At 71.6% G+C, this 19,296-nt stretch carries 15 protein-coding genes, 1 tRNA gene and 1 pseudogene; 8 read left to right on the top strand and 9 right to left on the bottom strand.

Annotated elements, in window-relative coordinates:
• Window positions 1-3: 3 nt before the first annotated feature.
• The 7 genes from ACE7GA_RS21535 to ACE7GA_RS21505 all read right to left on the bottom strand — a co-directional run bounded on the left by ACE7GA_RS21535 (window position 4) and on the right by ACE7GA_RS21505 (window position 7,220).
• On the bottom strand, window positions 4-786 hold the full coding sequence (locus ACE7GA_RS21535; protein WP_376091331.1) for a TatD family hydrolase: 783 nt from the start codon (window positions 784-786) through the stop codon (window positions 4-6).
• Window positions 783-2,342: a methionine--tRNA ligase gene (gene metG, locus ACE7GA_RS21530; RefSeq protein ID WP_376091328.1), complete on the bottom strand. Its 1,560-nt coding sequence runs from the start codon at window positions 2,340-2,342 to the stop codon at window positions 783-785. The genes ACE7GA_RS21535 and metG overlap by 4 nt, the downstream gene beginning before the upstream one ends.
• A gap of 104 nt (window positions 2,343-2,446) precedes the next feature.
• Window positions 2,447-3,418, bottom strand: a complete 972-nt coding sequence (locus tag ACE7GA_RS21525; protein ID WP_376091325.1) for a DNA polymerase III subunit delta' — start codon at window positions 3,416-3,418, stop codon at window positions 2,447-2,449.
• 61 nt (window positions 3,419-3,479) lie between these two features.
• Window positions 3,480-4,115 (bottom strand): dTMP kinase, encoded by a 636-nt coding sequence (gene tmk / locus ACE7GA_RS21520; protein ID WP_376100455.1) that lies wholly within the window; start codon window positions 4,113-4,115, stop codon window positions 3,480-3,482.
• Entirely contained in the window at window positions 4,112-5,170 is a 1,059-nt protein-coding gene (locus ACE7GA_RS21515) for a D-alanyl-D-alanine carboxypeptidase family protein (RefSeq protein WP_376091322.1), read from the bottom strand. Before ACE7GA_RS21515 ends, tmk begins: the two co-directional genes overlap by 4 nt.
• Before the next feature lie 200 nt (window positions 5,171-5,370).
• Window positions 5,371-6,252, bottom strand: coding sequence for an RlpA-like double-psi beta-barrel domain-containing protein (locus ACE7GA_RS21510; RefSeq protein ID WP_376091319.1), 882 nt, complete (start codon window positions 6,250-6,252; stop codon window positions 5,371-5,373).
• Window positions 6,249-7,220 carry a lytic transglycosylase domain-containing protein gene (locus ACE7GA_RS21505; RefSeq protein ID WP_376091316.1) on the bottom strand — a complete coding sequence of 324 codons (972 nt, stop codon included), beginning with the start codon at window positions 7,218-7,220 and terminating at the stop codon, window positions 6,249-6,251. Before ACE7GA_RS21505 ends, ACE7GA_RS21510 begins: the two co-directional genes overlap by 4 nt.
• Window positions 7,221-7,420: 200 nt before the next feature.
• Here ACE7GA_RS21505 and ACE7GA_RS21500 point away from each other — a divergent pair.
• The 4 genes from ACE7GA_RS21500 to ACE7GA_RS21485 all read left to right on the top strand — a co-directional run bounded on the left by ACE7GA_RS21500 (window position 7,421) and on the right by ACE7GA_RS21485 (window position 9,664).
• Window positions 7,421-7,510 (top strand) — tRNA-Ser (locus tag ACE7GA_RS21500).
• 39 nt (window positions 7,511-7,549) lie between these two features.
• The gene (gene nth, locus ACE7GA_RS21495; protein ID WP_376091313.1) at window positions 7,550-8,272 is read left to right on the top strand and encodes an endonuclease III domain-containing protein; all 723 of its coding nucleotides are present in this window, start codon (window positions 7,550-7,552) and stop codon (window positions 8,270-8,272) included.
• Between the two features lie 41 nt (window positions 8,273-8,313).
• The gene (locus tag ACE7GA_RS21490; protein ID WP_376091310.1) at window positions 8,314-8,991 is read left to right on the top strand and encodes a class I SAM-dependent methyltransferase; all 678 of its coding nucleotides are present in this window, start codon (window positions 8,314-8,316) and stop codon (window positions 8,989-8,991) included.
• 28 nt (window positions 8,992-9,019) lie between these two features.
• Window positions 9,020-9,664 (top strand): DsbA family oxidoreductase, encoded by a 645-nt coding sequence (locus ACE7GA_RS21485; RefSeq protein WP_376091307.1) that lies wholly within the window; start codon window positions 9,020-9,022, stop codon window positions 9,662-9,664.
• A gap of 93 nt (window positions 9,665-9,757) precedes the next feature.
• Here ACE7GA_RS21485 and mfd read toward each other — a convergent pair.
• Both mfd and ACE7GA_RS21475 read right to left on the bottom strand, forming a co-directional pair.
• Window positions 9,758-13,248, bottom strand: a pseudogene (mfd, locus tag ACE7GA_RS21480) (transcription-repair coupling factor).
• The gene (locus ACE7GA_RS21475; protein WP_376091304.1) at window positions 13,245-13,565 is read right to left on the bottom strand and encodes a succinate dehydrogenase assembly factor 2; all 321 of its coding nucleotides are present in this window, start codon (window positions 13,563-13,565) and stop codon (window positions 13,245-13,247) included. The pseudogene mfd and the gene ACE7GA_RS21475 overlap by 4 nt, the downstream one beginning before the upstream one ends.
• Window positions 13,566-13,630: 65 nt before the next feature.
• On the opposite strand from ACE7GA_RS21475, the gene recG reads away from it, so the two are divergent.
• From recG to ACE7GA_RS21455, 4 genes are all read left to right on the top strand, one after another.
• Window positions 13,631-15,766, top strand: a complete 2,136-nt coding sequence (recG, locus tag ACE7GA_RS21470; RefSeq protein WP_376091301.1) for an ATP-dependent DNA helicase RecG — start codon at window positions 13,631-13,633, stop codon at window positions 15,764-15,766.
• A 79-nt stretch (window positions 15,767-15,845) separates the two neighbouring features.
• On the top strand, window positions 15,846-16,598 hold the full coding sequence (locus tag ACE7GA_RS21465) for an ABC transporter ATP-binding protein (RefSeq protein WP_376091298.1): 753 nt from the start codon (window positions 15,846-15,848) through the stop codon (window positions 16,596-16,598).
• On the top strand, window positions 16,598-17,329 hold the full coding sequence (locus tag ACE7GA_RS21460) for an ABC transporter permease (RefSeq protein WP_376091295.1): 732 nt from the start codon (window positions 16,598-16,600) through the stop codon (window positions 17,327-17,329). Before ACE7GA_RS21465 ends, ACE7GA_RS21460 begins: the two co-directional genes overlap by 1 nt.
• Before the next feature lie 4 nt (window positions 17,330-17,333).
• Window positions 17,334-19,295, top strand: coding sequence for a Gldg family protein (locus tag ACE7GA_RS21455; protein ID WP_376091292.1), 1,962 nt, complete (start codon window positions 17,334-17,336; stop codon window positions 19,293-19,295).
• The last annotated feature ends 1 nt before the right edge of the window (window position 19,296 follow it).

The raw sequence follows: 19,296 nt of genomic DNA, 5'->3' as shown, positions 1-19,296 counted from the left end.
GACTTAGCGCGCTTTCCTGAAGAGACGCTCGAAGTTCTGGCTGGTCACCTCCACGGTCCGCGCCACCTCCCATCCGCGCAGCCCGGCCAGCACCGCCGCCGTATGGGCCACGTAGGCTGGCTCGTTCCGCTTCCCGCGAACAGGGACCGGCGCCAGGTAGGGCGCGTCCGTCTCAACCAAGAGCCGGTCCTCCGGCAGGTCACGGGCGATGAGGCGAATCTCCTCGCTCTTTGGGAAGGTCAGGATGCCGGACAAGGACACGTAGCCGCCCGCCGCCACGACCCGCTCCGCCAGCCGCCGGCCGGAGGAAAAGCAGTGGAGCAGGTGGTCGAAGGGCCCGCCCGCCTCCCGCTCCTGCTCCAGGATCGTTGCGATGTCCTCGTCAGCATCCCGCGCGTGGATGATGAGCGGCAGCCCGGCCTCGCGCGCCGCGCGGATGTGCCGCCGGAAGCTCTCGGCTTGCAGGTCCCGCGGCGCCTTGTCGTAGAAGTAGTCGAGGCCGGACTCCCCGATCCCGATCACCTTCGGATGGTCGGCCAGCGCAACCAGGTCTGCGACCTCCGGCGGCGGGCCCTCACCCGCATTGTGCGGATGGATTCCGACCGTTCCCCAGACCTCCGGAAATCGGTCGGCCAGTGACTTCACCGCTTCCGCCTGCGCCATCCGGACGCCGATCGTCACCATCCGCCCGACCCCCGCCGCCTTCGCGCGGGCGACGACAGCGTCCGCCTCCTCCCCCTCAAAGTAGTCGAGGTGGCAGTGGCTGTCCGTCAGCGTCGCGGTCACGCCGCGGTCTCCTCCACCTTGCGGAAGAGCGGCGCCGGCGCCGGGAGGGCCGTCCCCTCGGGCAACGGGGATGCCAGGGCCGACAGGCTCCGTGCCCCCTCGCCCACCCCCAGCTGGTCCAGCATCGCCGCCATCGTCCCGGGCATCACGGGCTGCAGCACCGTCGCGAGCGTCCGCAGCGCCGTGTGCAGATTCCGTAGCACCGCGGCCATGCGCACCGGGTCGGACTTCCGCAAGGCCCAGGGCTTCTGCGAGTCGATCCAGGAATTGCCCAGGCGCACGACCGCCCAGACCCTCTCCAGCGCCTCGTGGAAGGCTTGGCGGTCCAGCGCCTCGGCGACTTGCCCCGGCAGCGCCTCGACAGGACCGAGCAGTTCGCGGTCTGCTTCCGCGGTCTCTCCCACGGCGGGCAGCCGCCCCTCGCAGTTCTTCGCGATGAGCGACAGGACGCGGTTTGCCAGGTTGCCGAAGTCGTTTGCCAGCTCGCTGTTCAGCCGCCCGATCAGCGCGCGGCGGGAGAAGTCGCCGTCATTCCCAAAGGGCACCTCCCGCAGCAGGAAGTAGCGAAGCGGGTCCAACCCGAACTCCTCGGCCAGCACCACAGGGCTGATGGCGTTGCCGAGCGACTTCGACATCTTCTCGCCCTCAACCGTCCACCAGCCATGCGCGAAGACGCGGCGCGGCGTGGGCAGCCCGGCCGCCATCAGGAAGGCCGGCCAGTAGATCGTATGGAAGCGCAGGATGTCCTTCCCGACGAGGTGCACGTCCGCCGGCCAGAAATGCCAGCGCGGATCATGCGTGTCGGGGTAGCCGAGCGCCGTGATGTAGTTCGTCAGTGCGTCGAGCCAGACATACATGACGTGCGCGTCGTCCCGCGGCACCGGGACGCCCCAGCGGAACGACGTGCGGCTGATCGACAGGTCCTGCAAGCCGGAGCGCACGAAGGACAGCACCTCGTTCCGGCGCGTCGCCGGCGCGATGAAGTCCGGGTTCGCCTCGTAGAAGGCGAGCAGCCGGTCACCCCAGGCGGAGAGGCGGAAGAACCAGGACGGCTCCCTCACCCACTCCACCGGCGCCCCGCTCGGCGCGTACTTCACGCCGCTCCGCTCGACGAGCTCGTCCGGGCCGTAGAAGGCTTCGTCGCGCACCGCATACCAGCCCTCGTAATGGCCGAGGTAGATGTCGCCGGCTTCCGCCAGCCTCTCCCACAAGGCGGCGCAGGCCTGCTTGTGCCGCGGCTCCGTCGTGCGGATGAAGTCGTCGTTCGTGACGGTCATCTGCCGCGTCAGCTCGCGGAAGTGGCGGGAGACGTCGTCTGTGAAGGCCTGCGGGTCCATCCCCGCCGCCTCGGCCGCCTTCTGCACCTTTTGCCCGTGCTCGTCCGTACCGGTGAGAAAGAAGACCTCCCTTCCCTCCAGCCGCTTCCAGCGCGCGAGCACGTCCGCCGCCACCATCGTGTACGCGTGGCCGAGATGCGGCCGGTCGTTCACGTAGTAGATCGGCGTGGTGACATAGTAGCGACCGGAACCGGCCGCGGTCGGCGCGTCGCCGCTCATGCTGCTCTCTCGCGTGGGGCCGGCAGGCCTAGCCCGTTTCGCGCCGGCTGTCGCCGGCACCGGCGGGGTTGGCCCGCAGGATCGAACCCGTTTCCGCGCGCGGCCTACCCGCCGGCGCGACGCTTGGGTCTATCAGGGCGCGACGAGGCGGGACAACCCCGTGAGCACCGCGCCCTTCCGGTCGAGGTTGAGCGCCTCCGTCTCGTCCGCGAGGCGCCCCAGGCTCTCCCAGACGCCAGCCCAGTCGGAAAGGCCCCGGCAGGAGAGCCAGGCAGGCCCCCCTGCCCTCTCCCGGCGGAGCGCAGCGCCCGGGCCAGCGCATCGCGAAGCAGTTCGAAGAAGGTCAGCAGCGCCGCGCCGTCCCGCCGGCCGGCGATCCGGTCGGCGAGGGCGTGCAGGTCCCGCGGCTCGGGACGCGGCAGGGAAGCGAGGAAGGCGCCGACGTCCCGGGCCAGTTCCAGCCCGTCCCCATCGGCGAGCGCCAGCGCCCGGCCCGGCGCTCCGCCCGAGATCGTCGCGAGGGAGGACCGGTCCACCGCGGCCATCTCGGGCAGCCAGCGGGCGAGCAGCGGATCCATGGCAGCGTCGTCCAGCGGGAACAGGTCGAGGCGCCGCACCCGGCTGCGGATCGTCGGCAGCAGCCGGTCGGGCGCCGCGGTCGTCAGCAGCAGGACCGCTCGCGCCGGCGGCTCCTCCAGCGTCTTCAGCAGAGCGTTCTGCGCCGGCTCGTTCATGCCGTCCGCGTCTTCGACGACGACGACGCGCCAGCCACCCTCGGCCGGGGTCATCGAGAGGAAGCGCGGCACTTCCCGGACGTCCTCGACCCGGATGATGACCTTCTTGCCCTTGTCGCCGGCCTCGGGCGAAAGCCCGCGCACGTCGGCATGCGCCCCTGCCGCGACGCGGCGAAACACCGGCGCCTCGGGTGGCACGAACAGCGGCGTCCCCGCTCCCTCCGGCGTCCCGGCCATGACCCAGCGCGCGTAGCGCCAGGCCAGCGTCGCCTTGCCGACGCCAGTCGGCCCCGCGATGAGCCAGCCGTGGTGCAGGCGGCCGCCGCGCGAGGCGTCGCGCAATGCGCGGCCGCCGCGTCGTGCCCGACGAGGTCCGGATTCGCGATGGGCTCCGGCGGCAGGCTCACGGCGCGCTGAGCCGGTCCGAGACCGCCCGACGCGCCGCATCCAGGACCGCCCCCGGCGCCGCGGCTGCGTCCAGCACGGCGCAGCGCCCCGGCTCCGCTGCCGCGATCGCGAGGAACGCGTCCCGCACCCGCGTGTGGAAGTCGGATCCCTGCCGCTCGTAGCGGTTGGCGTCCCCACGGCCCAGGGCGCGCTCCATCCCCCGATCGGGCGGGAGGTCGAGGACCAGCGTGAGGTCGGGCGCGACGCCGTCCAGCGCCAGGCCGGCCAGCCTGTCCCACGCGTCCCGCGGCAGCCCCTGTCCGCCGCCCTGGTAGGCCCAGGTGCTATCGGCGAAGCGGTCGCAGACCACCCAGATGCCGGCCTCCAGCGCCGGTGTGATCGTGCGGACCAGATGCTCCCGTCGCGCCGCGAAGTGCAGCATGGCTTCCGCGATGGGGTCCCAGGGCCCCTGTTCCAGCAGAACCGACCGGATGGCCTCGGCGCCCGGTGCGCCTCCTGGCTCACGCGTCCGCAGGACCGGAACGCCCTGCTGCGCCAGCCACGCCGCGAGGGAGCGGGAGAGCGTCGTCTTCCCTGCCCCCTCCCCGCCCTCCAACGTGATGAAGCGGCCCCTCCCGTCCGTGGCGGTCAGGTGCGCGACACCCAGCGGCCGATCACCGCGGGGATGCGCGACACCAGCCCGAGCCGGGCCACGTCGGCGCCCGCGATCAACGGCAGCGTCATCGCCGGCACGCCCTGGCCGGACACTTCCAGGCGCCCGACCTCCTGCCCCTTCGCGACGGGCGCCGGGATCGGCCCGTCGTAGCGCACCTTGACCTGCAGGTTCCGCCGCCACTGCCGCGGCAGCGTCAGGATCAGGTCGCGCCCGCCCACGAGAGGTACCGTCGGCTTGTCACCGAGGTAGACCGGCGCCTCCTCCACCGTGTCGGAGGCGCGGAAGAGCGAGACGTTCTCGAACTCCCGGAAGCCCCATTCCATCAGGCGCTCCGTCTCCTCCCGCCGCTCGGCCATGGAGCGCAGGCCGTTGACGACGAGGATCAGCCGCCGGTCGCCGCGCTTCGCGCTGCCGGTCAGGCCGTAGCCTGCCTCCTCCGTATGGCCGGTCTTCAGCCCGTCCGCGCCGGGCACGCGGCCCAGCAGCGGATTGCGGTTCTCCTGGTTGATGTCGTTGAAACGGAACGAACGCTCCGAATAGAACCGATAATAGTCGGGGTAGTCGTTGATGATGTGCCGCGCGAGGACCGTGAGGTCGCGGCAGGTCATCCGGTGCTCCGGGTCCGGCCAGCCCGTCGCATTCCGGAAGTTGCTGTTCCGCAGGCCGATTCGGCGGCCATATTCGTTCAACAGTTCCGCGAATTGCTGCTCGCTGCCGGAAATGCCTTCGGCCAGCACGACGCAGGCGTCGTTCCCCGACTGGATGATGACGCCGCGGATCAGGTCCTCGACCTTCACGCTGTTGCCGATCTGGACGAACATCTTGCTGCCGCCCATCCGCCAGGCCCGCTCGCTGACGGGCATGGTCTGGTCCATCGTCAGCCGGCCCTGCCGCAGCAGGTCGAAGACGACGTACATCGTCATCAGCTTGGACATGGAGGATGGCGGCATCCGCTCATCCCCGTTCTTCTCCAACAGCGTCGCACCCGTATCCGCGTCGATGATGATCGCCTGGCGCGCCTGGGTATCCACCGGGCCCAGCGGGCTGTTGGCAGGCGTGGACGGCGGGGCTGCCGGCGCGTTGCGCGACGGGCGCCCGCCCCCTGCGGCCGGCCCTGGGCCGCGGCGTCGCGCACGAGGCCCGGCGCGGAGAGTCCCGCCGCGGCCGTCGCCCCGAGCAGAAGGCGGCGTTCGGTCATGTGTCTGTCCCCCACCTCGCCGCCCACCCCTGGCTATTCGACGAGGATCCGCGCCTCCGATACGCCGGCGCGGAGGGCTTGCTCAAGCGTCCTGTCGGCTTCCGACACCGTATCGAACGGCCCGGCCCGGACGCGCCACTCAGCCCGCCGGCCGGAACCGACCGGTTCCGCGCGCGCCCGCGCCCCGATCCGCACGGCCTGGCGCGACGCGGCGTCGCGACCGGCAAACGTGCTTCCCGCGACGAAGAGGCGGCCTGGCGAGGGCGTGCCCTGCACCGCCCGGTCCGGCAGTTCGACGGGCGTGGCGGGCGCGACCGGGTCCGCCACGGCCGCGGATGCCGTGCCGGCCGGGCGGGAGCCCGCCGCCCGCGCGCCGGGTGGGGGTTCGAGCGACTCGCGCTCGACCGGCGCGGTCGCGATCGCCTCGACCCGAGGTCCCCGCGCGTCGGAGGAGGGCAGCCCGGCCGTCGCGGCACCGGACAGGTTGCCGTCCACGGCCACGCGCACCTGCGCCGGCCGGTCAGGGGAGACGCCCAGCAATACCGCCGCGCGTCGCGACAGTTCGACCACGCGGCCCGGGTTGCCCGGCCCCCGGTCGTTCACCCGGACCAGCACCTCCCGCCCGTTCTCAAGGTTGGTCACGCGCAGGACCGCCGGCAGCTGCAGCGTGCGGTGGGCCGCCACCAGGGCGCCCGGGTCGTGGATGTCGCCATTCGCGGTCCGGCGCCCCGGCCGGGTATCCGCGGCCACGGAGGCCAGCCCCGTTTCGGTCAGCGACAGGTCCTCGCGCGGGTAGAACCAGAGGCCGCCGAGCTGATAGGGCTCGCCGACGACGTAGCGCGCCTGCGGGGTGGGCGGCGGCGGATCGGTGCAGGCGATGAGGGCGAGGAGGGCGCCGAGGACGGCCCGCCTCACGCCACCCGGTCCGACAGCATCCCGACGGCGAGGGCGTAGAAGTTGGGCGAGTTGTAGCGGCGGATCACGTTGAAGTTGTGATACACAACAAAGGCCTGGAGGCTGCCGGTTTCCGACCCAGGCACCAGCACGGCCCCCGGGACGTCGCTCGCCGGCAGCGGGGAGCCGTCCATCTGCACGACGCCCATCCGCGCCCATTCCCGCAGCGGCCGGATGTTGTCGCGGTTGGCGGAGCGAGTGTCGAAGCCCGCGGGGATCAGGACCTCCCTCCCCCAACGTTCCTCCTCCCGCCAGCCGTTGCGGGCGAGGTAGTTGCCGATGGAGCCCAGCGCGTCGGCGCGGCTGTCCCAGATGTCCTTGCGCCCGTCGCCGTCGGCGTCCACCGCCAGACGCTCGAAGGAGGTCGGCATGAATTGCGGCTGGCCCATCGCGCCGGCCCAGGAGCCGCGCATGCGCTCGGGCGCGATATGCCCGGCCTCGAGGATGCGAAGCGCCGAGATCAGTTCGCCCCGGAAGTAACTGGACCGCCGGCCGTCATAGGCCAGCGTCGCGAGCGCTTCGACAACGCCGAAGCCGCCCGTGTTCTGGCCGTAATTCGACTCCATGCCCCAGATGGCGAGCATCACCCGACCCGGGACGCGGAACCGCGCCTCCAGCGACTGCAGCAGGGGACGGTTCTCCATCGCCATGCGACGGCCATTGTCGATGCGGGTCTGGCTGACGATGCGGTCGCGGTAGGTCTCCCAGGCCATCGTGCCTTCCGGCTGGCGCCGGTCGAGCTCGATGATGCGGTCGTTGTGGCGGATGTTGGTCAGCGCGCGTTGCAGCGTCGCGTTGGAGACGCCGGCGCGCCGGGCCTCGCCCCTCACGCCTTCCAGGAACGACGCGAAGCCTGCGTCCTGTGCCCGTGCGGGCAGGGCCGCCAGGAGCGGAAGCGCGAGGAGGGATCGGCGGGCCAGGCGCGACATGGCGGCTACGTCGCACGACGCCCGCCGCGCCGCAACGGAACCTCGACTGGTGAGGCGCATGTCCCGCATCGTACCGCCTTGGGAACGGCCCGACCTCGGCCGCCGCTGCGGTGGTCGCTTGCTCCCTTCGCGCCACCAGCCCGGTTCCCGCGCGCCCACGCACCGCTATAACTCCCGTGCCCGGCCCGACGCAGCCTTGGGGACAGGTGGCCGAGCGGTTTAAGGCACCGGTCTTGAAAACCGGCGTGGGGGCAACCCCACCGTGGGTTCGAATCCCACCCTGTCCGCCAGCCTCGGCAGCCTGGGACTCCGCGCGGCGTTTCCCAGTGATGCCGCACGCCTCCCTGTCCGCACCCCAGCCGCGCCCGAGCCCCGATTCGACCAGCCTGGCCAAGGAACCCTTCGACTTCGACGAGGCCTTCCTGCGCCTGCGCGCCGCCCTGGCCGGCCTGCCCAAGGCTGCGATGTTCGAGCTTCGCGACCGCGGCTACGGCAGCCTCTTCGAGCAGCTGATCTCCAGCCTCATCTCCGCCCGCACCCGGGACGAGACGACCATCCCCGTCTCGCTCCGCCTCTTCGACGCCGCACGGACGCCCGAGGCGATGGCGGCGCTCGACGAAGGTGCCCTCATTCGCCTCCTCCACGGCGCGACCTTCCCGGAGCCGAAGGCGCGCGACATCCTCGCGCTCTCCCGCGCCATCCGGGACGATCACGGGGGCCGGGTGCCCGAAACGCCGGAAGCGCTGATGACCTTCCACGGCGTCGGGCCGAAGATCGCGTCGCTCGCGCTCGGCGTCGCACTGGGACGGCCCGTGATCGCCGTGGACATCCACGTCCACCGCATCACCAACCGCTGGGGTATCGTCGCGACAGCCGCGCCCGAGCGCACCCAGGCCGCGCTCGAGGCCATCCTGCCCGAGCGGTACCGCGTCGAGATCAACGAGCGCCTGGTGCCTTTCGGCAAGTTCGTCTGCACGGGGGAGCGGCCGCATTGCTCCTCCTGCACCCTTCTCTCGATGTGCCGGCAGATCGGGGTGGGCGCGCGGCGTTGAGCGCCTTGCCCGTCACTCCGCCGTCCCCGACACTTCGCGCCATGGACGACGACCTCTCAACAAGCTGGAAGCGCGCGGATTTCAGCCAGCAGATGCCCCAGGCGCTGCAGCGCCTGGAGGAGTTCCGCGCGGGGCAGCGCGTCCCCGTCTTCGACAGCTTCGTCCAGGCAATGCGGACCTACGTGCCGAGCGGCGCGTCGCTCAGTTTCCTCGATTGTGCGTGCACCGCCGGCTACTATCTGGACGTGGCGAAGGCGAGCCTGCCGCACCGGCTGGACTGGATGGGGACGGACATCGCCGAAGCCGCCCTGCGTCAGGCCCTGTCGCGGCATCCAGGCGGCCGGTGGGCCGCGGCCAGCCTCACCGCCCTGCCCTTCGCCGAGGCCTCCTTCGACGTTGTCATGGCATCCGGCGTCCTGGAGCATGTTCCGGCCTGGGAGGCCGGCCTGCTGGAGGTCGGGCGGGTCGCCCGGCGCTTCGTCATCCTTCATCGCCTGCCCGTTTCGCGGGACGGACGATTCCGCCCCGGCACGATGACGATGTACGGCGTCCCGACCACGCGTCACGCCATGCCGTTCCACGCCGTCAACGCCCTTCTCGCGGCGCGCGGCTTCCTGCTGGTCGGCAGCCTCGACACCTATGGCGAGGACGCCCGCGGCCCCGCGCAGCTGCGGCTGCAGGAGCAGACCGCCGTGTACCGGCGCTTCGCGCTGGCCTGACGATGTCGGGGCGGGATAGGGTGGCACGGTGAACGTCCTCGCACCGCCCCGCTTCCGGCTGACCATGGAAGTGGTCTTCGACTTGGTCTGCCCCTGGTGCTTCCTCGGCACGCGGCGCCTTCGGCGGACGCTGCGATCCAGGCCGGACGTGGCCGCCGACCTCATCTGGCGGCCCTTCCTGCTCAACCCTGATGCGCCGGGCGATGCCGGGTTCCGGAAATCCGGGGCGGCCGACCGCACGCGGCGGCTGCAGGCTACGCTGACCGACCTCGGACGCTCGGAGGGCGTACCGTTCCGCTTCGACCTGATCGCGCGAATTCCCTCCTCGGTCGATGCGCACCGGCTCGTCCGCTTCGCGGCGCGGCGCGGCGCGGCGGGCGAAGTCGTGGACCGTCTGTTTCTCGCGCATTTCGCAGAGGGGCTGGACATCGGGGACCACGCAACCCTCGCCAGTATCGGCGCCGAGGCGGGGTTGGAACGACTGACGCTGCGCCGGTTCCTCGCCGCCGACGCCGAGATGGAAGCGGTCCACGCGGAGAACCTCCGCGCCCACCGGCTCGGCATCAACGGCGTACCGTGCTTCGTCGTCGCGGGCCGTCACGCCATCGCCGGCGCGCAGGAGCCGGAGGTGCTTCAGCGTCTCCTCGACGTGGCGATAGCCGAGACGGCCTGAAACAGCGCAACCGGCGCGCATCGCTGGCGTCGCCCAGCGCCCGTGCGACTTTCCGGAGCGGTCTCGCGCCGCGCCGACTCCACCCGCCGCGGCTCAGGCCGCGACGGCCTGCTCCGCTACTCCGGTCAGCGCGACGAGCATGTCCTTCGCCACGCGCACGCGCTGCGGCAGGTCCATCTCCTGCACCCGCGCCAGTTTCCCGTCGGGGCGCAGTTTCACCGCGCCCTTCTGCGCCTGCACCCAGGCGACCAGCCCGCCGGGATTGCGGAAGCGGTTCTTGCGGAAAGTCAGGACGACACCCTTCGGCCCCGCATCCACCTTCTCGACCCCCGCCCGCTTGCAGAGCAGTTTCAGGCCGACGACGTCCAGCAGGTTCGAGACCTCCTGCGGAAGGTCTCCGAAGCGGTCGGTGAGTTCCGCCGCCATCGCCTCGATCTCCGCATCCGCCGTCAGCCCGCCGATGCGGCGGTACAGGCCGAGGCGGACCGGCAGGTCGCGGACGTAGTCCTCCGGGATCAGCACGGGCAGGCCGAGGTTGATGTTCGGCGTCCAGTCGTGGTCCTCCACGACGACGCGTTCGCCGGCCTTGCGGCGTTCCCGGTTGCGGATGGAAGCGACGGCCTCCTCCAGCATCTGCTGGTAGAGTTCGATGCCGACTTCCCGCACCTGCCCCGACTGCTCCTCGCCCAGCAGGTTGCCGGCGCCGCGGATGTCGAGGTCGTGCGAGGCGAGCGTGAAGCCCGCGCCGAGCGTGTCGAGGGTCTGCATCACCTCCAGCCGCTTTTCCGCCGCGGCGGAGAGCCGGTGCATCTGCGGCCAGGTCAGGTAGGCGTAACCCCGCTGCTTCCCGCGCCCGACGCGCCCGCGCAGCTGGTAGAGCTGCGCCAGCCCGAACATGTCGGCGCGATGGATCACCAGCGTGTTCACGGCGGGCATGTCCAGGCCGCTCTCCACGATGTTCGTCGCCAGCAGCACGTCGAACTTCTGGTCGCCGAACTCCGTCATCACCCGTTCCAGCTCCGTCGCGGAAAGCTGGCCGTGTGCCTGCACGACGCGGACGTCGGGCACGATCTCGGCCAGCCGCTCGGCAACCTTCGGCATGTCCTCCAGGCGCGGGACGACGCAGAATACCTGGCCGCCACGGAAGCGTTCGCGCTGGATCGCCTCCCGGATCACCACGCTGTCCCACGGCATGATGAAGGTCCGCACCGCAAGGCGGTCTACCGGGGGCGTCGCGATGACCGACATCTCCCGCACGCCGGACAGAGCCAGCTGCAGCGTGCGGGGAATGGGCGTTGCCGTCAGCGTGAGAACGTGCACGTCGGCCTTCAGCGCCTTCAGCCGTTCCTTGTGCGCGACTCCGAAGTGCTGCTCCTCATCCACGATGACCAGGCCGAGATCCGCGAACTCGACGCTCTTGGCGAGCAGCGCGTGGGTGCCAACGACGATGTTGATCGTGCCGTCCTTCAGCCCCTCCCGGACCTTCGCCGCGTCCTTCGGTGTCGCGAGCCGAGACAGTTGCGCCACCTTGATCGGGAAGCCCGCGAAGCGCGTCGTGAACGTCCGGAAATGCTGGCGGGAGAGCAGCGTCGTCGGCACGACCACCGCGACCTGAACCCCTGTCATGGCGACGATGAAGGCGGCGCGCAGCGCGATCTCGGTCTTGCCGAAGCCCACGTCGCCGCAGATCAGCCGGTCCATCGGCCTGCCGGAAGCCAGGTCCTCCAGCACGTCGGAGATGGCGCGCTGCTGGTCGTCCGTCTCGACGAACGCGAAGCGGGAGCAGAACTCGTCCCAAGCCCCTTCCGGCGGCGTCGCGAGTTGCCCCTGGCGCGTCGCGCGTTCGGCGGCGGTACGGATCAACTGCCCCGCCATGTCCTGGATTCGCTGCTTGGCGCGGGCCTTGCGGTTCTGCCAGGAGACACCGCCCAGCTTGTCCAGCGTCGCGCCCGCGGCGTCGCTGCCGTAGCGCGTCAGGATCTCGATGTTCTCGACAGGGACGTAGAGCTTGTCCCCGCCGTCATAGATCAGACGCAGGCAGTCATGCGGCGCGCCGCCGGCGTCCACCGTCTCCAGCCCGTCGTAGCGGCCGATGCCGTGGTCCAGGTGGACGACGAGGTCGCCCTGGGCGATTTCCGTCGCATTGGCGATGAACTCGTCGGCGCGCTTGCGCCGGCGCGGCGGGCGGGCGATGCGGTCGCCCAGCAGGTCCTGCTCGGCCGTGACCGAGATGCCCGGTTCCCCGGGACCTCCGCCGGCGCCGAGGAAGCCGCGCTCCAGCCCCCAGACCGCCAGCCCGACGACCCCCGGCGGCAGCGCCTTGGCCCCGGACCAGTCGTCCACCGTCTGCGTGGGCACCTTCGCCTCGCGCAGCAGGTTCGCCAGCCGGTCGCGCGACCCGCGCGTCCATCCCGCGAGGATGGCCCGCCTCCCCTGCCCCGCCATCTGCCGGGCATGGTCATGGAAGGCCTGAAAGACGTTGCCGCCGCTCGCCCGGACCTCGGTGAACAGCCGGCCCTGCCGTCCGCCGGCGTCCAGCCCCTCCGCGCCCTCCGCCTTGTCGAAGGGCGTGAAGCGCAGCAGCGGACCGCCGGAGAGCATCACGTCCCAGTCCCTGCGGCTCAGGTAGAGCCGGTCCGGCGGAGCGGGCCGGTAGGGCACCTCCCCCTCGCGGGGCGGCATGCGGCGTGCGGCGTAGTGATCCTCGATCATCTCGAGGCGCGCGGTCAGCGCGTCTTCCGCCTGGTTGTCGAGCGAGACGGAGGCCGCGCCGAGGTAGTCCAGCAGCGTCTCCATCCCGTCATGGAACAGCCCGGCCCAATGCTCCATGCCGGGGTGGCGGTGCCCGGCCGAGACGCTGACGTAGAGCGGGTCCTCCGCCGCCGCGTTGCCGAACAGGTCGCGGTAGGCCGTGCGGAACCGGCTGATCGCATCCTTGTCGAGGAAGACCTCGCCCATCGGCCCAAGGCGCAGTTCCTCGACGGCCTCCCCGCTGCGCTGGGTTCCCGTGTCGAAGCGTCGGATGCTCTCGATCTCGTCGCCGAAGAGGTCGAGGCGAACCGGGTCCGGTTCCCCTGCCGGGTAGAGGTCGAGGATTCCGCCGCGGACTGCGTATTCCCCGGGCTCCATCACCGTGTTCGCGCGGCCGTAGCCGTTGGCCTCCAGGAAGGCGATCAGCCGCTCCGGGTCCACCGACCCGCCGCGCTTCAGGCGCATGGTCGTGCCGCCGAAAACCGCGCGCGGCGGGACGCGCTGGACCAGGGCGTTCACCGTTGCCAGCACGATCCGCGGCGCCTTCGCGGGCTCCAGCAGGCGCGTGAGGGTCGCCACCCGCTCCGCCACGATTTCCGCGTTGGGCGAGACGCGGTCGTAGGGCAGGCAGTCCCAGGCCGGGAAGGTCAGGACCTCGGCCCCCGGTGCGAAGAAGGCCAGGGCCTCGACCATGCGCTGCATCCGCGCGTCGTCGCGGCAGAGGTGGAGGATGCCGCCCCCTCCTCCGCCCGGCGGCGGGCGACGAGGAGGGCATCGTACCCCTCCGGGGACCCGAAGACGGTCAGGCCCCGGATAGCAGTCGTGGTGCTCATGCGCGCGGGCGGACCTTCTCCGGGATGCCGGCACCCGGGCGGCCGCAGGCCTCGACCAGCTCCATCAGCATCGGCGAGCGCAGGGCCTCCGGCACGGGGCGGCGGCCCGAGAGCCAGTCGGCCAGGTCCACGTCGGGCAGTTCCAGGACCTCCTCCAGCGCGTCCAGCTCCGGGTCGGTGAGGGTCGCGATTCGCCCCCGAACGAAGCCGCCGACCAGCAGGTCCGACTCCTTCGTGCCGCGGTGGGTGGCGCGAAACATCAAGCGCCGCCGGCGCGGCGAGAGTTCTTCGGCTTGGTCGGACGAGGGATCGGGCATCGGTTCAGCCATGGGGGGCGTTCGGCATTCGTTCGTGCGGTGCCATATAACCGCCGCGCCCCATCATGCCAGACCACCCCCTCCTCGCCCCGGACCGCCGACCGGACCCGCCGGCCGCCCCCGAGGGCCCGACATATCTCGCCCCGCTGCTCGCGCCGCTGGAGAGCCTGCCGGAGGCGGCGGGCAAGGCGGGGGCCCTGGCGACGCTCGTCGGCCCGCGGGTCCTGGACCTTCTCTTCCACCTTCCCGAGCGTCACCTGGACCGGCGCCGCGTGACCCGGCTCGCCGACGCCGCGGACGGCGATGTCGCGACCGTGCCGGTGCTGGTCGAGGGCGTGACGGCGCCCCGCACGCCATCGCAGCCCTGGGTGGTCAAGTGCAGCAGCGAGCGGTCGCTGATCGACCTTGTCTACTTCCTGCGGGCCCGCTGGGTCGGGCCCTGGCTGCACCGTGCCTTCCCGGAGGGCGCGGCAAGGACCGTCTCCGGTCGGGTCCGTCGCTACGGCCCGCGCTGGCAGATGGACGCGCCGGACTTCGTATCGCCGCCTGAGGAGATCCCGCCCCTCCAGCCCGTGTGGCCGCTTTCGAAGGGCCTGGACTGGAAGACGCTGGCCAGGACGATGCGCGGCGCCCTCGCCCGCCTTCCCGAACTCCCTGAATGGCAGGACGCCGAGCACCTGCGGCGCCGCCACTGGCCCGGCTTCTCCGCCGCGATCCGCGCGGTCCAGGCGCCGGAGGTCGTGCCGGAGCCAGGCATAACCGACCGGCTGGCCTACGATGAATTGCTGGCCGGGCAACTCGCGATCGGGCTAATCCGGCGCGCGGTGCTGGAACGGCCGGGGCGGGCGCTGGCCGGGGACGGGTCGCTGCGGTCGAAGGCCCTGGCCGCTTTCGGCCACGAACCCACCCCCGCCCAGGCCCGGGCGATGGAGGAGATCGGGGCGGACCTCTCCGCCCCACGCCGGATGCTGCGGCTGCTCCAGGGCGACGTGGGCTCCGGCAAGACCCTCGTCGCCCTCACCGCCATGCTCCAGGCTGTCGAGGCCGGGGCGCAGTCCGCGATCATGGCACCGACCGAGATCCTGGCCCGCCAGCACCTCCGCACCTTCCAGCGCCTCGCCGGCGCCGCGGGCATCGAATGCGCGCTGCTCGCCGGCAGCGTGAAGGGGAAGGAGCGGTCGCGCGTCCTCCGCCGGCTGGCCGACGGGTCCCTGCGTCTGATCGTCGGGACCCATGCCCTGTTCCAGGAAGGCGTGGCCTTCCGCGACCTCGCCCTCGTCGTCGTGGACGAACAGCACCGCTTCGGCGTGGCCCAGCGGCTGGCGCTGACCGAGAAGGGTGCGGAATCCGGTGGCGCCGACGTGCTGGTCATGACCGCGACGCCCATCCCCCGCACGCTTCTCCTGACCCAATGGGGCGAGATGGCGGTGTCCCGCCTTGAAGGCCGCCCCGCAGGCCGCAAGCCCATCGTGACGCGCATCATCAACCGCGAGCGCCGCGACGAAGTCCTGGCCGCCCTGCGCCGCGCCTTTGCCGAAGGCCACCGCGCCTACTGGGTCGTCCGCGCCGTCGAGGAAGGCGAGCAGCACGACAACGTCGCGGCCGAGACGACCTACGCCGCCCTGCGGGAGGTCTTCGGCGAGACGGTCCGCCTGGCCCACGGCGCGCAGACCCTGGACGTCCGCGAGGCGTCCCTGGCCGACTTCGCCGCGGGCCGCGCGCAACTGCTGGTCGCCACGACGGTGGTCGAGGTCGGCGTGGACGTGCCGGAGGCCACGATCATGATCATCGAGCAGGCCGAGCGCTTCGGCCTTTCCGCCCTGCATCAGTTGCGGGGCCGCGTGGGGCGCGGGACCGCGCAGTCCTACTGCCTGCTGCTGCCCTCGTCCGAACTGATCGACTCGGAAAAGCGCCGCCTCGCCGTCATCCGCGACACCGAGGACGGCTTCGTCATCGCCGATGCCGACCTGGAATTCCGCGGTGGCGGCGACGCGCTGGGCATGCGGCAGGCCGGGCAGATCGGACGCCGCTTTGCCGACCCGCAGCGCCACGCCGGCCTGGTCCGGGTGGCCCACCAGGACGCGACCCTGCTGTTGCAACGTGACCCCGACCTGTCGGCCACACCCCGGGGCCGCGCGGCGCGCGACCTGCTGGCCCTGTTCGACCACGACCTGACCCTGAAGCCGCTCGCCGCGGGTTGACCCCGGCCCTTGCCTGCCGCCCGGCCCGGGACTACCCACCGCGGCGCGGGGTGGGGACCCCGCGACGGGGGAAGTTTTCGTGTCGGATCAAGCGCCTGCCGCGCATATCGAGATCGACCGCCTGACCAAGCGCTTCGGCGCCTTCACGGCGGTGGACGACATCTCCTTCACCGTCCGCCCCGGCGAGGTCCTGGGCTTCCTGGGCCCGAACGGCGCGGGCAAGTCCACGACGATGAAGATGCTGGCCGGCTTCGTGACTCCGACCGCCGGCACCGCCCGCATCCTCGGCCAGGACGTCATCGAGCACCCCGTCGCCGCCAAGCGCCACCTCGGCTTCCTGCCGGAGGGCGCGCCGACCTATCCGGAGATGACGGTCGAGGACTTCCTCGCCTTCTGCGCCCGCGCCCGCGGCTTCCGGGGCAGCGACCTGAAGGACCGCGTGGGACACGCGATGTGGCTGACCAGCCTCGGCGGCGTGCGCCTCCAGCCCATCGAAACGCTGTCCAAGGGCTTCAAGCGCCGCGTCGGCCTGGCCCAGGCCCTGCTGCACGACCCGCCGGTCCTGGTGCTGGACGAACCGACGGACGGCCTGGACCCGAACCAGAAGCATGAGGTCCGCGACCTCATCACCCGCATGGCGCCGAGCAAGGCGATGGTCATCTCGACCCATATCCTCGAGGAAGTCTCGGCCGTCTGCACCCGCGCGATCATCATCGCCCGCGGGCGGGTCGTCGCCGACGCGACCCCGGCGGAACTCGAGGCCCTCGGCCCGAACATGGATGCCGTCTTCCGCGACCTGACGCTGGGCCAGCCCGTGGTGGAGGTCGCCTGATGCAGGGGATGCTCAACGTCGCCCGGCGGGAACTGGCGGGCTACTTCGCGACGCCCGTCGCCTACGTCTTCATCGTCATCTTCCTCGTCCTGTCCGGCGCCCTGACCTTCACGCTCGGCAATTTCTTCGGCCGCGGCACGGCGGACCTGCAGCCCTTCTTCGCCTTCGTGCCCTGGCTGTTCCTCTTCCTCGTCCCCGCGATCACGATGCGCCTCTGGGCGGAGGAACGGCGGCTTGGGACCATCGAACTCCTGCTGACCCTGCCGATCGCGCAGTGGCAGGCGGTGGTCGGTAAGTTCCTGGCGGCCTGGGCCTTCTGCGCGATCGCGCTGGTGCTGACCTTCCCGCTGATCGTCACGGTCAACATCCTCGGCGATCCGGACAACGGCGTGATCGCGACGGGCTACCTGGGTTGCCTGCTTGTCGCAGGCGCCTACCTAGCGATCGGCGCCGCCCTCTCCGCACTGACGAAGAACCAGGTCATCGCCTTCGTCCTCGCGGTTGCCGTCTGCTTTCTCTTCGCCGCGGCGGGCTCGCCCGTCGTGACGGAGTTCCTGAGCAAGAACATCCCGTCGCTGGCCGACGTTGCCCGCGGCCTCTCTGTCACCGAGCGCCTCGCCGCCTTCTCCCGCGGCGTGATCTCGGCGCGCGACCTTCTCTTCTTCGCATCCTTCATCGCCGTCTGGCTCTTCGCCAACACGCTGGCGGTGGATGCGCGGAAGGCGGATTGAGCCTATGAGCGACACCGTTTCCTCCGCTGGCCTGCCCCGACCCCGCCGGGCGTCGCGCCGCGGCTGGCTGTCGATCGCGGCGCTGTTGGCCGCGGTCGCGCTGGCCGTCGGCATCAACGTCCTGGCCGACCGGTTCCTGTCCCGCGCGCGCCTCGACCTGACGGAACAACGCCTCTACACGCTGTCCTCCGGCACGCGGCAGGTCCTGTCGAACCTACGCGACCCCATCACGCTCCGCCTCTTCTACTCCCGCCGCCTCGGGGCCACCGTGCCGGTCTTCGGCGCCTATGCCGACCGCGTGCGGGAGATGCTGCGCGAATACGCAGCGGTCTCCGGCGGCAAGATCCGGCTGGAGTTCCTGGAACCCGAGCCCTTCTCCGAGGTCGAGGACCGCGCCCTCGCCTACGGCCTTCAGGGCGTGCCGGTGGACCAGACGGGCGAACAGATCTTCTTCGGCCTCGCCGGCGTGAACCTGCTCGACGACGAGCGCACCATCCCCTTCTTCCAGCCGGAGCGCGAGCGCTTCCTGGAATACGACCTGACCCGGCTGGTCTTCGAGCTCTCCAGCCCCCGCCGCCCCGTGCTCGGCGTGCTGTCGTCGCTGCCGCTGAACGGCGACCCACGCGCGATGATGATGCGCGTCCCCGGCGCCGGGCAGCCCTTTGCGGTGATGATCCAGTTGCGGCAGTTCTTCACCGTGCGCGACGTCGCGGCCGATGCGCAGGTCATCCCGGCCGACGTCCAGGTCATGCTCGTCGCCCACGCGCAGAACTTGCCGGATACGGCGCTCTACGCGCTGGACCAGTTCGTCATGCGCGGGGGCCGCCTGATGGCGCTGGTGGACCCGCATTCCGAGAGCCAGGCCAGCCGCCCAGACCCGACGGGCCGCCCGGCGACGGACTCCTCTTCCAACCTCGACCGCCTCTTCCGCGCCTGGGGGATCGAGGCGCCGCGGGACAAGGTCGTCGCGGACCAGCGCGGCGCCTGGCGCGTCCGCTCCTCGCCGCAGGACCGGGTGCAGGGCGTGGACTACGTCGCCTGGTACAACCTCCAGGGCGACAGCCTGAACCGGACCGACGTGGCCTCCGCCGAACTCCAGCAGGTCACCCTCGCCTCCGCCGGAGAGGTCCGGCGGCGGGACGGTGCGGGCGTCGAGATGACGCCCGTCCTCACCTCCTCCGCCCAATCCATGCTGCTGGACGTGGCGCGGGTACGAGAGGCACCGGACCCCGCCCGCATCCTCGCGGATTTCCGCGCGGACGGGCAGCGCCGCGTCCTGCTGGCCCGCTTCCGCGGTGCCCTCACCACCGCCTTCCCGGAAGGGCCGCCCGCCCTGCCCGAGGGCACCGAGCGCGCGGCCGACATGCCGGCCCATGTCGCCGCGACGAACGGGCCGACGAACCTCATCGTCGGCAACGACGCGGACATCCTGGAGGACCGCTTCTGGGTACGCACGCAGGAGTTCTTCGGCCAGAGCGTCGCGACCCCGATCAGCGACAACGGCGCGCTCGTGACCAACCTTGTCGATACGCTCGTCGGCGGCGACGCACTGATTTCCCTCCGTTCCCGCACAGAAAGCCTCCGCCCCTTCACGCTGGTCGAAGACATGCGCCGCGACGCCGAGGCGCAGTACCGGCAGACCGAGCGAAACCTCCAGACCCGCCTGGACCAGACGGAGCGCCGGCTGCGAGACCTGCGCCAGGGCACGGGCGGCGCCAACGCCGGCGAACGGGCCCAGGCCGTCATTACCGCGGAGCAGCGGGCCGAGATCGACCGCGCGCGGGAGGAGATCGTCCGCACCCGACAGCAACTGCGCGCCGTCCAGCGCGACCTGCGCCAGGGGATCGAGGGGCTGGAGACCTGGCTTCGCCTCCTGAACATCGCGCTCGTCCCCGCGCTGCTCACCGTCGCCGCGCTCGTCCTGGCCGTCCTCCGGGCGCGCCGGCGCGCGGCGGCCCGGGTCTGAC

It is taken from the genome of Roseomonas sp. CCTCC AB2023176 (assembly GCF_042259275.1).
Classification (GTDB): domain Bacteria; phylum Pseudomonadota; class Alphaproteobacteria; order Acetobacterales; family Acetobacteraceae; genus Roseomonas.
The sequence above is the reverse complement of the archived record's forward strand: the minus strand, read 5'-3'. Positions and strand labels throughout refer to the sequence as shown.